The sequence below is a fragment of the Serratia rhizosphaerae genome (genome assembly GCF_009817885.1).
GTDB lineage: Bacteria > Pseudomonadota > Gammaproteobacteria > Enterobacterales > Enterobacteriaceae > Serratia_B > Serratia_B rhizosphaerae.
Window position 1 is genome coordinate 382,171 of record NZ_CP041764.1, and the last position, 15,184, is coordinate 397,354.

General features: G+C 57.0%; 11 protein-coding genes. 10 read left to right on the forward strand and 1 reads right to left on the reverse strand.

Annotated elements, in window-relative coordinates; translation table 11 throughout:
- The first annotated feature begins 73 nt into the window (after positions 1–73).
- The 5 genes from ssuE to ssuB are packed head-to-tail and all read left to right on the forward strand — an operon-like array spanning position 74 to position 4,393.
- Positions 74–646, forward strand: coding sequence for an NADPH-dependent FMN reductase (gene ssuE / locus FO014_RS01855; RefSeq protein WP_160027378.1), 573 nt, complete (start codon positions 74–76; stop codon positions 644–646).
- A 32-nt stretch (positions 647–678) separates the two neighbouring features.
- Positions 679–1,653 (forward strand): sulfonate ABC transporter substrate-binding protein, encoded by a 975-nt coding sequence (locus FO014_RS01860; RefSeq protein WP_425500758.1) that lies wholly within the window; start codon positions 679–681, stop codon positions 1,651–1,653.
- Positions 1,654–1,669: 16 nt separating this feature from the next.
- Positions 1,670–2,818 carry an FMNH2-dependent alkanesulfonate monooxygenase gene (gene ssuD / locus FO014_RS01865; RefSeq protein WP_160027380.1) on the forward strand — a complete coding sequence of 383 codons (1,149 nt, stop codon included), beginning with the start codon at positions 1,670–1,672 and terminating at the stop codon, positions 2,816–2,818.
- Between the two features lie 10 nt (positions 2,819–2,828).
- Complete coding sequence (gene ssuC / locus FO014_RS01870; RefSeq protein ID WP_160027382.1) at positions 2,829–3,623, forward strand: aliphatic sulfonate ABC transporter permease SsuC; 795 nt, start codon at positions 2,829–2,831, stop codon at positions 3,621–3,623.
- A complete protein-coding gene (gene ssuB, locus FO014_RS01875; protein WP_160027384.1) occupies positions 3,620–4,393 on the forward strand; it encodes an aliphatic sulfonates ABC transporter ATP-binding protein in 774 nt (257 codons plus the stop codon). Before ssuC ends, ssuB begins: the two co-directional genes overlap by 4 nt.
- Before the next feature lie 77 nt (positions 4,394–4,470).
- Here ssuB and pepN read toward each other — a convergent pair whose 3' ends face one another.
- Positions 4,471–7,086: an aminopeptidase N gene (gene pepN / locus FO014_RS01880; RefSeq protein ID WP_160027386.1), complete on the reverse strand. Its 2,616-nt coding sequence runs from the start codon at positions 7,084–7,086 to the stop codon at positions 4,471–4,473.
- A gap of 420 nt (positions 7,087–7,506) precedes the next feature.
- Here pepN and FO014_RS01885 point away from each other — a divergent pair, with 420 nt between their 5' ends.
- The 5 genes from FO014_RS01885 to FO014_RS01905 all read left to right on the forward strand — a co-directional run bounded on the left by FO014_RS01885 (position 7,507) and on the right by FO014_RS01905 (position 15,116).
- On the forward strand, positions 7,507–9,207 hold the full coding sequence (locus FO014_RS01885) for a GGDEF domain-containing protein (RefSeq protein WP_160027388.1): 1,701 nt from the start codon (positions 7,507–7,509) through the stop codon (positions 9,205–9,207).
- A gap of 258 nt (positions 9,208–9,465) precedes the next feature.
- Complete coding sequence (pncB, locus tag FO014_RS01890) at positions 9,466–10,671, forward strand: nicotinate phosphoribosyltransferase (protein ID WP_160027390.1); 1,206 nt, start codon at positions 9,466–9,468, stop codon at positions 10,669–10,671.
- A gap of 204 nt (positions 10,672–10,875) precedes the next feature.
- Positions 10,876–12,276, forward strand: a complete 1,401-nt coding sequence (gene asnS / locus FO014_RS01895) for an asparagine--tRNA ligase (protein ID WP_160027392.1) — start codon at positions 10,876–10,878, stop codon at positions 12,274–12,276.
- Positions 12,277–12,578: 302 nt separating this feature from the next.
- Entirely contained in the window at positions 12,579–13,679 is a 1,101-nt protein-coding gene (gene ompF, locus FO014_RS01900; protein ID WP_281354965.1) for a porin OmpF, read from the forward strand.
- A gap of 246 nt (positions 13,680–13,925) precedes the next feature.
- Positions 13,926–15,116, forward strand: a complete 1,191-nt coding sequence (locus tag FO014_RS01905; RefSeq protein ID WP_160027395.1) for an amino acid aminotransferase — start codon at positions 13,926–13,928, stop codon at positions 15,114–15,116.
- The last annotated feature ends 68 nt before the right edge of the window (positions 15,117–15,184 follow it).

A 15,184-nucleotide genomic window follows, 5' to 3' on the forward strand; every position in this document is an offset into this window, starting at 1 on the left:
CTTTGCTGTTAGCTTTAAAACACTTACTCATATTTTACTCATTAAACCTAACTTTTAGTTATAAGGATTGGTTATGCGCGTTATAACCCTGGCCGGCAGCCCGCGCCTCCCCTCCCGTTCTGCGGGGTTACTGAATATTGGCCAACAGTGGCTGCAGCGCCGCGGCGTTGAAGTGACGCCCTACACCCTGCATGACTTCGACGCGGAAGACTTGCTGCGCGCCAACTTCAACAGCCCGACGATTAAAACTTTTGCCGCCCGCCTGGCGCAGGCCGACGGGCTGCTGATCGCCACCCCGGTGTATAAGGCATCGTTTTCCGGTGCGTTGAAAACCCTGCTGGACCTGCTGCCCGAACGCGCGCTGGAACATAAAGTGGTGCTGCCGCTGGCCACCGGCGGCTCTATCGGCCACATGCTGGCGGTGGATTATGCCTTAAAGCCGGTGTTATCGGCGTTAAAAGCCCAGGAGGTATTGCACGGCGTGTTCGCCGATGACGGCCAACTGACGTCACAGGGCGAGCGGTTAACGCCCAGCGATGCGGTGGCGCTGCGGCTGGAAGAGGCGCTGGACAACTTCTATCTGGCATTGAGCCGTCGCCAGCCTGCGCCTTCTCCCGCGCCAGAGCTGCTGCCGGCGCAATCCTGACCCTGGCGATTAACACCACCATAAGGAAAATAATGATGACGCGATTTTCTTCCTGGCGCCGCTGGCTGCATACCACGTCGCTGACGGCCATTCTGGCGCTGGGCGTTGGTGCCCACAACGCCACGGCCGATCCCGGCCCCCAGCAGCTGCGCATCGGTTACCAAAAAGGTTCCGTCAGTCTGGTGCTGGCAAAAAGCCACCGTCTGCTGGAGCAGCGTTTCCCGGATACCAAAATCAGCTGGACCGAATTCCCCGCCGGGCCGCAAATGCTGGAGGCGTTGAACGTCGGCAGTATTGATGTCGGCAGCACCGGCGATATTCCGCCGATCTTTGCGCAGGCCGCCGGCGCCGATCTGCTGTACGTCGGCGTCGAGCCGCCCAAGCCTAAGGCGGAAGTGATTCTGGTGCCGGAAAACAGCCCGATCCACGACGTCGCCGAGCTGAAAGGGCATAAAGTCGCCTTTCAGAAAGGCTCCAGTTCGCACAACCTGCTGCTGCGCGCCCTGCAGCAGGCCGGCCTGAAATTTACGGATATTCAGCCGGTATACCTGACCCCGGCAGACGCCCGCGCCGCCTTCCAGCAGGGCAACGTCGACGCCTGGGCGATTTGGGATCCCTACTACTCTGCGGCGCTGCTGCAGGGCGGCGTGCGGGTGCTCACCGACGGCAGCAAGCTCAATCAGACCGGCTCGTTTTATCTGGCCGCCCGGCCGTATACCGAGGCCAACGGCCCGTTTATTCAGCAGGTGCTGAAGGTGCTGACGCAGGCTGACGCGCTGTCCCGCAGCGATCGCGAACAGAGCATCGCCCTGCTGGCCAAGACCATAGGCCTACCGCAGCCGGTGATCTCCGCCTATCTGGATCATCGGCCGGTGACCACCATTACGCCGCTCAATGCCGACACCATCAAAGCCCAGCAGCAAACCGCCGATCTGTTCTACGCCAACCGTCTGGTGCCGGTAAAGCTGGATATTTCACAACGCGTCTGGCACCCCAGCGCCCAATAATTGAGGAGAGCTTCTTATGAGTCTGAATATCTTTTGGTTCTTGCCCACTCACGGCGACGGCCACTATCTGGGATCGAGCGAAGGGGCGCGCAGCGTCGATCATGGCTATCTGCAGCAGATCGCTCAGGCGGCCGACCGCTTGGGATTCGGCGGCGTCCTGATCCCGACCGGACGTTCCTGCGAGGACTCCTGGCTGGTGGCGGCGTCGCTGATCCCCGTCACGCAACGGCTGAAATTCCTGGTAGCGCTGCGTCCCGGCATTATCTCCCCGACGCTGGCGGCGCGGCAGGCGGCAACGCTGGACCGCCTCTCCAACGGCCGCGCGTTGTTTAATCTGGTCACCGGCGGCGACCCGGACGAACTGGCGGCCGAAGGGCTGCACCTTAACCATGAGGAACGCTATGAAGCCTCGGCGGAATTTACCCACATCTGGCGCCGGGTGCTGGAAGGTGAAACCGTCGATTTCAACGGCAAACATATTCAGGTAAAAGGCGCCAAACTGCTGTTCCCGCCGGTTCAGCAGCCGCGACCGCCGCTCTATTTCGGTGGATCGTCAGCTGCCGCGCAGGATCTGGCCGCCGATCAGGTGGAACTGTATCTGACCTGGGGTGAGCCGCCGGAGCAGGTGAAACAAAAGCTGGACGAGGTGCGCGCCAAAGCCGCAGCCAAAGGACGCAAAGTGCGTTTCGGCATCCGCCTGCACGTGATCGTGCGTGAAACCAACGAAGAGGCCTGGCGCGCCGCCGATCGTCTGATCGCCAATCTTGACGATAAAACCATCGCCGATGCGCAGCAGGCGTTCGCCCGCTTCGATTCGGTCGGTCAGCAGCGCATGGCGGCGCTGCACGGCGGCAAGAAGGATAACCTGGAGATCAGCCCGAACCTGTGGGCGGGCGTTGGCCTGGTGCGCGGCGGCGCCGGCACCGCGCTGGTGGGCGACGGCCCGACGGTGGCGCAGCGCATCCAGGAGTATGCCGATTTAGGCATCGACACCTTTATTCTTTCCGGCTATCCGCATCTGGAAGAGGCCTATCGCGTAGGCGAACTGCTTTTCCCGCATCTGGACGTCGCACAAAACGCCGCGCCGACGCCACTGCGTCCGGTCGCGCCTCAGGGGGAAGTCATCGCCAATATCTATGCGCCGCAACGGGCATCGCAAAGCTAAGGAGCCACCTATGAGCCATCGCACGCAGCGCCTGCTGCACCGTTTAGCGCCCTGGATCCTGCCGATCGCCCTGCTGGTTTTCTGGCAGATTGCCGTCGAGGCCGGCTGGCTTTCCAGCCGTATTTTGCCGGCACCCAGCGCCGTGGCGACGGCGTTCTGGACGCTGACGCAAAATGGCGAACTCTGGCAACATCTCACCATCAGCAGCTGGCGCGCACTGATCGGTTTTGGCATCGGCGGCAGCCTTGGCTTGCTGCTGGGCATGATCAGCGGCCTGTCCCGCTGGGGTGAACGTCTGTTGGACAGCTCGGTGCAAATGCTGCGCAACATTCCGCATCTGGCGTTGATCCCGCTGGTGATCCTGTGGTTCGGCATTGATGAATCAGCCAAAATTTTTCTGGTGGCGCTCGGCACCCTGTTCCCGATTTATCTCAATACCTATCACGGTATCAAGAATATCGACCGCGGCCTGCTGGAGATGGCGCGCAGCTATGGCCTGAGCGGCTTTCGCCTGTTTACCCAGGTGGTGCTGCCCGGCGCGCTGCCTTCCATCATGGTCGGCGTGCGTTTTGCACTGGGGTTGATGTGGCTGACGCTGATCGTCGCCGAAACCATTTCGGCCAATTCCGGCATCGGCTATCTGGCGATGAACGCACGCGAATTTCTGCAAACCGACATTGTGGTGGTGGCCATCGTGCTCTACGCCCTGCTCGGCAAACTGGCGGACGTCAGCGCACAGTGGCTTGAACGCCTGTGGCTGCGCTGGCACCCGGCGTATCAACTGAAACAAGGGGAAGCATCATGACGACTCCGACCCGAATTCCCCAAGGGACTCCCGTCACCCTGGAGTCCATCGCCAAGCGCTACGGCAACCGCACGGTGCTGGATAATCTGCAGCTACGCATTAGCGCCGGCCAGTTTGTCGCCGTGGTCGGCCGCAGCGGCTGCGGCAAAAGCACCCTGCTGCGCCTGCTGGCCGGGCTGGAAAACGCCAGCAGCGGCGCATTGCTCAGCGGCAGCGCGCCGTTAAGCAGCGTGAAGGAAGATACCCGGCTGATGTTTCAGGATGCACGCCTGCTGCCGTGGAAAAAGGTGATCGACAACGTCGGCCTCGGTCTGCGCGGTGACTGGCGTAATGCGGCGCTGCAGGCGCTGGCGGCGGTCGGCCTGGCGGAACGGGCCGACGAGTGGCCGGCGGCGCTCTCTGGCGGCCAGAAACAGCGGGTCGCCCTGGCCCGCGCGCTGATCCACCGGCCGCGTCTGCTGCTGCTGGACGAGCCACTGGGCGCGCTGGATGCGCTGACGCGCATCGACATGCAGGGGCTGATTGAAAATCTGTGGCAACAGCATGGCTTTACGGTGTTGCTGGTCACTCACGACGTCAGCGAGGCAATTGCCCTGGCGGACCGCGTAATCCTGATTGAACAGGGACGCATCGGCCTGGATATGGCGATCGATCTGCCGCGACCGCGCCGCAAAGGCTCGGCCAGGCTGGCCGAACTGGAGGCACAGATTCTGGAGCGGGTGCTGTCGCCGGCAACCGCTGCGGAACCGGCGCGCCGGGCAGCGAACTGATTTTCCTGCCGCTAAAAAAAACGCCCGATGATCACATCGGGCGTTTCTATCATACCGGGCAACAGCAGCCTGACAAATTAGGCATCTAACGCCTTGCTGATCTTCTCAAACAGATCGCCGGACAGATTCTCCAGCCCTTTCAGCTGTTCCAGCGCTTTACGCATCAGCGCCTGACGGCCGGCGTCATAGCGCTTCAGGCGGATCAACGGTTCAATCAGACGCGCCGCCACCTGTGGGTTGCGCGTGTTGAGATCGCTGAGGATTTCCACCAGGAACTGGTAGCCGCTGCCGTCAGGCGCATGGAACGCCGACGGGTTCGCCGAAGCAAACGCTCCCACCAGCGAACGAGTGCGGTTCGGGTTGCTCAGGCTGAACGAACGGTGCTGCAGCAAGCCGCGTACCGTGTTCAGCACGTCGGCCGCCGGGCTGGTGGCCTGAAGGACAAACCACTTATCCATCACCAGACCATCCTGGTGCCAGCGTTCGTCGAACGCCGTCATCAGCGCGTCGCGGCAAGGCAGCTGTGCGCCCGTCGCCGCCGCCAGTGCCGCCAGCGAGTCGGTCATATTATCCGCCTGGCCGAACTGCGCGGCCACCAGCTTATCGGCCTGCTGCGCATCGCCAAAGGCCAGGTAGTGCAGGCAGGTATTGCGCAGCGCGCGTTTGGCGATATCGCCATGCTCAACACGATAGCCGTCGGTTTTATTGGCGTGGTATACCGCCAGCCACTCGTCGGCCATCTCCTGCGCCAGGCAGCGGGTGATCGCTTCATGCACTGCAGCGATCGCATCCGGATCGATTTCGCTGAACAGTTCAGCCATCTCATTTTCCGTCGGCAGCGTCAGGATCTGTGCGGCCAGCGCCGGATCCAGTTTTTCGGCCAGCAATACCGCCCGGAACGCATCCACTACATGCAGCGGCAGCGACAACGGCTGTTTCTGCTGATGTTTGGCCACATTCAGTTTGATGTAGGTCGCCAGCAGGCTTTGCGCCGCATCCCAACGCGCGAAGTCGTTGCGTGCATGCTGCATCAGGAAGGTCAGTTGCCCGTCGCTGTACGGATAGTCCAGCTTCACCGGCGCGGAGAATTCGCGCAGCAGCGACGGTACCGGACGCTGTTCAACGCCGTCAAAAATAAAGGTCTGCTCCGCGTCGGTCACGTTCAGCACGTTATTAACCGGCAGGCCATCCTTCTGCAGCGCAATCACGTTACCTTCAGGATCGTACAGTTCAATATCCAGCGGAATATGCAACGGCTGCTTCTGCGGCTGATCGGCGGTCGGCGCGGTATGTTGGCTGACCTGCAGACGGTACTGCTGCTGCTCGGCGTCGTAATCATCACGCACCGTCAATAACGGGGTGCCGGACTGGCTGTACCAACGGCGGAACAGGGACAGGTCGACATTGGAAGCATCTTCCATCGCCTGCACGAAATCATCACAGGTCGCCGCGCTGCCGTCGTGACGTTCAAAATAGAGCTGAATCCCCTTCTGGAAGTTCTCTTCACCCAGCAGCGTGTGCATCATGCGGATCACTTCAGAGCCCTTCTCATACACCGTCAGGGTATAGAAGTTGTTCATCTCGATCACTTTGTCCGGACGAATTGCGTGCGCCATCGGGCTGGCGTCTTCCGCAAACTGCGCGCCGCGCATTACGCGCACATTATCGATACGGTTGACCGCACGCGACCCCAGATCCGAGCTGAACTCCTGATCGCGGAATACCGTAAGGCCCTCTTTCAGGCTGAGCTGGAACCAGTCACGACAGGTGACGCGGTTGCCGGTCCAGTTATGGAAATACTCATGCCCGATCACCGCTTCAATATTCAGGTAATCCTTATCGGTCGCGGTCTCCGCTTTCGCCAGTACGTACTTGGAGTTAAAGACGTTTAACCCCTTGTTCTCCATTGCCCCCATATTGAAGAAGTCCACCGCGACGATCATATAGATGTCAAGGTCATACTCCAGGCCGAAACGGGTTTCGTCCCATTTCATCGAGTTCTTCAGCGAGGTCATCGCCCAGTCGGCACGGTCGAGATTGCCGCGGTCGACAAACAGTTCCAGCGCCACTTCACGCCCTGAACGGGTTACAAAGCTGTCGCGCAGCACGTCGAAATCGCCGGCGACCAGTGCAAACAGATAGCAGGGTTTCGGGAACGGGTCCTGCCATTGCACCCAGTGGCGGCCGTCGTCCAGTTCGCCTTCGGCGATACGGTTGCCGTTGGACAGCAGGAACGGATAACGCTGTTTATCCGCCGTGATGCGGGTGGTGAAGCGCGCCAGCACGTCCGGACGGTCCAGGTAGTAAGTAATATGACGGAACCCTTCCGACTCACACTGGGTGCACAGCGCCTCACCGGACAGATACAGGCCTTCCAGCGCGCTGTTTTGCGCAGGATGGATCTCGTTAACGATGGTGACAGTAAATTGTTCCGGCAAATCATCAATGATTAGCTGGTTATCCTGTTGGCGGTACGCCTCCCAGGGCTTCCCGTCAATCTGCAGACTCACCAGCGCCACATCTTCACCGTCCAGCACCAGCGGTGCACCGGCGGCGCCCTGACGTTTCACTTTGCTGACGGCGGTGACGCGCGTCGTGTCGGCGTGCAGATCAAAATCCAAATCAATGTCGGTGATGGTGTAATCCGGCGCGCGATAATCATGGCGATACTTCGCCTGTGGCTGTTGTGTCATACAAACCCTTTGACGTCTCAGTGAGTAACGGAAAACGGACCGCGATGTCCTGCGCGGCACGGCGCACTAGCGCTCGGCGCCGCCGCGGCCCGGATTGTAAATAAACTGTATCACAGCTACAGGAAAAACCCAGAGACCACCGCATCCGGACAAGAGAAATGCGCAGCGGATCATCCTCAGTCAGCCGTTGTTACCCTGCAAGACTGCACACAAAGAAAAACAGCACGTTATGCTAATAAATAAATCATATGCAGCGATTAACTCATATAAACCCGCCCGCCTGCAGGCAATCGTTGTGGCAACCTCGCCGGCTGATTATTTATTTGTATTCTTTTCTGACATCGATCATTAAGATGGTTGAACATTCGCGCCACGGCGGTGGTATCATTCCGGCTCCAGGCATGAGGACGCGCGGTTGTTATGAAAGTTAAATATCTTATTTATTTTTTTACTTTTTTATTAACCGCCTCGTTCACCGTTTCAATTTGCGATGAGTGGTCAGAAGCCAAAAAACAATATAATGACAGCGCCTGGAATCTGCATAAGACCCAGCACTCGGAAGACGTTTCCTCGGCGTTTCAAAATAGCCTGCAGCTGCATAGAGTAAAACGCCTGAGCCTGGTCAATCCTGAACTGAAACCTGCCCTCTGGCAGGAAAGCGAGCGGCAAACACGTAACAAAATCCAGCAGATACGCCGCTATGTCAACTCGGGTGCCTTACAACACCTAACAACCCAACAAAAAATCGACATCCGCTCCATGCTTAATCTGCTGGATAAAATGCTGGATAACGATACGCAGCAACTGGCGCCGATGAATAACGCGATCCGCAATTTATTCAATATCAACAGCGCATATTATATCACCCAAACCAGCATGGATTATTACAGCTACACCTACGAAAGCCGTATTCTGAATGCCGATACCTTTTTATTCCTCGAGTCAATACGGCTGAATAACCAGCTTAATATCACCCTGACCGAGATTATCGATCAGCTTGTCGATATCAAACTTAACGGGCTGAATGACAAAGAATCCTACCTTAAAACCATCCAATTGACCGGCGTGCTGAATGTGCTGAGTTCACGCCTGCTGTTTATGGAAATGGTCTATAGCGACCCGCAGGTCAGCCGTATTATCAACCAACTGCTGGAAAATCTTTCCCCACAGCAGACCGACGGCCTGGCCAGCGAGCTCTACGACTCGATGGCCCACGGCAAAAAGTTCGACGCCGCACGCATTTACGCCTATGTCAAAGAGATGGACCGACTGTCTCAGCAGCTATTCCAGCGCAGCTTTGATCTGGAGATCGAGAAATGCCGTAAAAAAATGTACCAAAGCCAGACGGCGATTAACGGCCTGATCGCCTTTGCCGGGCTGCTTGCCCTGTTTCTGCTGATGCCGACCCTGATTTTCTGTTCCAACATCAGCCGCTGGCTGACCAAAACGCAAGACAATATCCAGCACCTTTCGCAAGGCAATATGGCGATTGATGCGCCGGAGGTGTTTTACAGCCAGGAGCTGATCGCCATCACCGACGCCATCAATCAGCTCAAGCAATATCATCTGGAAAAGGTGCGGCTGGAGCAGGAGAAACACGCGCTGATTAAAGAGCTTGAGGCCTCCTCCTATCTCGACCCGCTCACCAACATTTACAACCGTCGCCGCTTCTTTCGTGAAGCCGAACAGCTGCCTGCCGCCGGCTATCCGCTGGCCTTTTGCCTGATCGACATCGATAACTTCAAGGCGCTTAACGATACCTACGGCCACAACATCGGCGACCTGGCGCTAGTGGCCTTTGCCAATCTGATGCGCCACGCCTTCCGCGCCGAAGATATTTTCTGTCGTTACGGCGGCGAGGAGTTCGCCATCCTGCTGTACCACTGTGCACTGCCGGACGCCAGAACGGTACTGGAGAAGCTGCGTCATCAGGTTCAGCGGCTGCAGCTGCCGGTGCCCGACGGGCAGCCCGTCCGCTTTACCATCAGCGGCGGCATCGCCGCAGTCGCGTCCCCGCGCCAGCTGCAAAGCGCAATAAAGCTGGCCGATGAGGCGCTCTACTACTGTAAGAAAAACGGCAAGGATCGGGTGGCGATCAACACCGGTTCGGGCTGCCGGTAAAAACGTTGTTTAAAATAATTAACCTTATAATTTTTATCGCTAATTAGACTAAGTGATTCACTTTTCTTGGTTTATCCGCCGTTTCTTTTCACCGCTGCGGCGCACTGGCGTATAAGCGCACGTTTAATCCTCGACCCATTCCCCTGATTTATGGTGTGATGACGCTTCAATAACAGGATAATCCGGGTATACTCCCCCATCTTTTTATGATTACCCGGATTTTGGAGACGCGCCCTGACGAGGATGCTGTAACGCGCTATGACTCAATACGCTTCCCCGATTTTGACATCACTGCTGGATACCGACGCTTATAAGCTTCATATGCAGCAGGCAGTGTTCCATCGCTATCCCGCGATCGACGTCGCGGCAGAATTCCGCTGCCGCGGCGACGAACTGTTGGGCGAGTACGCCGACGAAATCCGCGCGCAGGTTGCGCTGATGGGGCAGTTGGCGCTGACCGACGCTGAATATCAGTATCTCTCCGGTCTGCCTTTCTTCCGGCAGGATTACCTTAACTGGCTGCGCAATTTCCGCTATGACCCGCAGCAGGTCACCATCGACAATCGCGATGGCAAACTGCAGATCCGCATAGCCGGCCCGTGGCGCGAAGTGATCATGTGGGAAGTGCCGCTGCTGGCAGTAATCAGCGAAGTGGTGCACCGCCACCGCTCGCCGCAGGTCACGCCCGCAATGGCGATTGCACAGCTGCGCAGCAAGCTGACCCAGTTCCGGCAGATAACGCAGGATATTGATATTTCGCGTTTCAGACTGATGGATTTCGGCACCCGCCGCCGTTTCTCGCAGCCGGTACAGCAGGCAATCGTCAGCACGCTGCAGCAGGAGTTCCCTTATCTGGTCGGCACCAGCAACTACGATCTGGCCCACCAGTTGGGGCTGGCGCCGGTCGGTACCCAGGCGCATGAATGGTTCCAGGCGCACCAGCAGATAAGCCCGGTGCTGGCCAACAGCCAGCGCGCCGCCCTGCAGGCCTGGCTGGATGAATATCCGGATCGGCTCGGCATTGCCCTGACCGACTGCATCACCATGGACGCTTTCCTGCGTGATTTCGGCCCCCAGTTCGCCGAGCGCTATCAAGGCCTGCGCCATGATTCGGGCGACCCGTTCGAATGGGGCGAGAAAGCCATCGCCCACTACCAGAAGCTGGGTATCGACCCGATGAGCAAGACGCTGGTGTTCTCCGATAATCTCGATCTGGAAAAAGCGTTGGCGCTGTACCGCCGCTTCGATCGCCGCATTAATCTGGTATTCGGCATCGGTACGCGCCTGACCTGCGATATTCCCGGCGTCAAGCCACTGAATATTGTGATTAAACTGGTGGAGTGCAAGGGCAAGCCGGTGGCGAAGCTCTCCGACAGCCCGGGAAAAACCATCTGCCAGGATCAGGCGTTTGTCAAAGCACTGCGCAAGGCCTTTGACCTGCCACTGGTGAAAAAGGCCAGTTAACAGCCATAAGCCGGGTGAGTTTTCAGCCGGCTTTTTTCTTCTTTATTCCCCTTCCCGCCCCTATCCGCCACGGCAAGACAGAAATGTTGCGCCAATCTGGCGATTTCTGCTTGTGCTCTGCACCGCGGCAAGTAACATAGCAAGACCCCCATTGTCTTGGGTTGTAAGCTATTTCTTTATCAAATCAATTTAAGAGAGAAATTTATGAGCGTAGTGCCTGTATGCGACGTGCTGCAAGGGCGTGCTGCGGTTGACAGTGAAGTCACCGTGCGCGGCTGGGTGCGTACCCGAAGAGATTCTAAAGCCGGTATCTCCTTCCTCGCCGTTTATGACGGCTCCTGCTTTAATCCGTTACAGGCCGTCGTTAATAATTCTCTGCCGAATTATCAGGATGAAGTGCTGCACCTGACCACCGGCTGCTCGGTTGAAGTGACCGGCAAGGTCGTCGCCTCGCCTGGCGAAGGCCAAAGCTTTGAGCTGCAGGCGACTGAAATCAAGGTGGTCGGCTGGGTCGACGATCCGGATACCTATCCGATGGCCGCCAAACGTCACAGCATTGAATACCTGCGTGACGTGGCGCATCTGCGTCCGCGCACCAACCTGATCGGCGCCGTGGCGCGCGTACGCCATACGCTGGCGCAGGCGATCCACCGTTTCTTCCATGAAAACGGTTACTTCTGGGTTTCCACCCCGCTGATCACCGCCTCCGATACCGAAGGCGCCGGCGAAATGTTCCGCGTATCCACGTTAGATCTCGAGAACCTGCCGCGCGACGATAAAGGCGCGATCGACTTCAGTGAAGACTTCTTCGGTAAGGAAGCATTCCTGACCGTTTCCGGCCAGTTGAACGGTGAAACTTACGCCTGTGCGTTATCAAAAGTTTACACCTTCGGTCCGACATTCCGTGCAGAAAACTCCAACACCAGCCGCCACCTGGCTGAGTTCTGGATGATTGAGCCGGAAGTCGCCTTCGCGACGCTGGATGATTCCGCAGCGCTGGCCGAAAGCATGCTGAAATATGTGTTCCAGGCGGTCTTGGACGAGCGTGCCGACGATATGCAGTTCTTTGCCGAGCGCGTAGACAAAGATGCCGTTGAACGTCTGAAACGCTTTGTATCTTCCGATTTCGCCCAGGTGGACTATACCGACGCCATCGATATCCTGCTGGCTTCCGGTCAGACCTTCGAAAACCCGGTGTCCTGGGGGATCGATCTGTCTTCCGAGCATGAGCGCTATCTGGCAGAGAAACACTTTAAAGCGCCAGTGGTCGTCAAGAACTATCCGAAAGATATCAAGGCGTTCTATATGCGCATGAACGACGACGGCAAAACCGTCGCTGCCATGGACGTACTGGCGCCGGGCATCGGCGAAATTATCGGTGGTTCCCAGCGTGAAGAACGTCTGGACGTGCTGGACCAGCGCCTGGCTGAAATGGGGCTGAATAAAGAAGACTACTGGTGGTACCGCGACCTGCGTCGTTACGGCACCGTGCCGCACTCCGGCTTCGGTTTGGGGTTTGAGCGTTTAATCGCCTATGTGACCGGTGTGCAAAACGTACGTGATGTGATTCCGTTCCCGCGTACCCCACGTAACGCAAGCTTTTAATTAGCAACGCTAAACAAACTCACTACCATTTTGTTACAAAACAAAGGCCAGCCTCGCTGGCCTTTCGCATTTTTTATTCTTGACGCAGCTCACAAAGTTCCATTTCATTAATATTTAGTTACACATATTTTCTTTTGGAAACGTTTTTAAGACATTAGTAGCATCTTAACCCTAGATTAACCCTGCGCTGAATGGAACACTGCGTTCAGACACAGGACGACACCAATCTATCAACAATAGTTCCCTAAAGAATTATTGGCGGCAGTGGCAAAGGTGTCCGAATAACACCAATGAGGGTAATAATGATGAAGCGCAACATTCTTGCAGTGGTAATTCCTGCGCTGCTGGCTGCTGGTGCAGCAAACGCAGCGGAAATCTATAATAAAGACGGTAACAAGCTGGATCTGTACGGTAAAGTTAACGGCCTGCACTACTTCTCTGATAGCAAAAGCGATGATGGCGACCAGTCTTATGTTCGTTTCGGCTTCAAAGGTGAAACCCAAATCAATGACCAACTGACCGGTTACGGCCAGTGGGAATACAATATTCAAGCCAACAACAGCGAAGGCGGCAGCGACGCGCAAAACGGCAACAAGACCCGTCTGGGCTTTGCCGGTCTGAAATTCGCCGAGTATGGCTCCCTGGACTACGGCCGTAACTACGGCATCGTTTACGACCCAATGGGTTGGACCGATATGCTGCCTGAATTCGGCGGCGACTCTGCCGGCAGCGACAACTTTATGGTTGGCCGTTCTACCGGTCTGCTGACTTACCGTAACAACGACTTCTTTGGTCTGGTTGACGGCCTGAACTTCGGCCTGCAGTACCAGGGCAAAAACGAGCGTAATGATGATATCAAACGTTCCAACGGCGACGGTTGGGGTATCTCCACCACTTACGAACTGCCGGTTGGCGTAGGCTTCTCCGCCGCCTATGCGTCTTCTGACCGTACCGACAAGCAAAGCCAGGCTGGTTACGGCCGTGGCGAAGGCCGCGCCGAGCAGTGGGCAGCCGCAGTGAAATACGACGCCAACAACGTTTACCTGGCGGCGATGTACGGTGAAACCCGTAATGCGACCTATATCAAAAACTCTAAAGTCGGCAGCACTACTTACGGTACCGAAGGTTTTGCCAACAAAGCGCAAAACTTCGAACTGGTTGCTCAGTACCAGTTCGACTTCGGTCTGCGCCCGTCTCTCGCCTACGTACAGTCTAAAGGCAAGGACATCGATGGCGTCGGCGATGCTGACCTGATCAAATACGTTGATGTTGGTGCGACTTACTACTTCAACAAAAACATGTCCACCTACGTTGATTACAAAATCAACCAGCTGAACGACAACAACCCACTGGGCCTTAACACCGACGACATCGTTGCCGTTGGTCTGGTTTACCAGTTCTAATTGTTGTTTAGCCTGCCGGCCATCAACCTCCGGCAAAGTTAAAAACAGGGCTTCGGCCCTGTTTTTCTTTTTCCGCCGCCGACAACTTTTTATGCTGCCTGCCGCCCCTTTACCATCATTTTTTGTGCTGAATCTGCCTTCCTCACAAGTTCGAGGTGTTTTTCTCGCAAACGGTTGGCAAAGCGCACGACTGGCGCTACCCTGATGCCTCTATCCGCTTAACGCTAAGCTATGGAAGCATCTGACATGTTTGAGAAAATCGCTGCAGCACCTGCCGATCCGATTCTGGGTCTGACCGACATTTTCCGCGCGGACGCCCGTCCGAACAAAATCAACCTGGGTATCGGCGTCTATAAAGACGAAACCGGCAAAACGCCGGTGCTGACCAGTGTGAAAAAAGCGGAGCAATACCTGCTGGAAAATGAGACCACCAAAAACTACCTCGGCATTGAGGGGATCCCTGAGTTTGCCAGCTGCACCCAAGAGCTGCTGTTCGGCAAAAACAGCCCTATCATTACCGACAAGCGTGCACGCACCGCGCAAACGCCTGGTGGTACCGGTGCCCTGCGCGTAGCGGCCGACTTTATCGCCAATCAAACCGACGCCAAACGCGTGTGGGTCAGCAACCCAAGCTGGCCAAACCATAAGAACGTCTTCTCCGCCGCCGGTCTGGAAGTGTTGGAATACAACTACTATGATGCCGCCAACCACGCGCTGGACTTTGACGGATTGCTGAACAGCCTGCAACAGGCGCAGGCCGGCGATGTGATCGTGTTCCACGGCTGCTGCCACAACCCGACCGGCATCGACCCGACGCCGGAGCAGTGGAGCCAACTGGCTGAGCTGTCGGTAAGCAAAGGCTGGCTGCCGCTGTTTGACTTCGCCTACCAGGGCTTTGCCAAAGGTCTGGAAGAAGATGCGCAGGGCCTGCGTATTTTTGCCGCCAAGCATCAGGAACTGATCGTCGCCAGCTCCTACTCGAAAAACTTCGGCCTGTACAATGAGCGCGTAGGCGCCTGCACCGTGGTCGCAGCCGATGCCGAAACCGCGGATCGCGCCTTCAGTCAGGTTAAAGCGGCGATCCGCGCCAATTACTCCAACCCGCCATCACACGGTGCGGCGATCGTTGCCACTATTCTGAGCAACGACGCGCTGCGTGCGATCTGGGAGCAAGAGCTGGCCGATATGCGTCAGCGTATCCACCGCATGCGTCAGCTGTTTGTGAATACCCTGCAGGAAAAAGGCGCGCAGCAGGACTTCAGCTTTATCATTAACCAAAACGGCATGTTCTCGTTCAGTGGCCTGACCAAAGATCAGGTACTGCGCCTGCGCGAAGAGTTTGGCGTTTATGCGGTGAACTCTGGTCGCGTTAACGTCGCGGGCATGACGCCGGATAACATGGCGCCGCTGTGCGAAGCCATCGTCGCCGTGCTGTAAGCCATAATCAGCATCAGATGTAACAAAGGGGCGCTCTGCGCCCCTTTTGCTGTTATTTACGCCGGAAA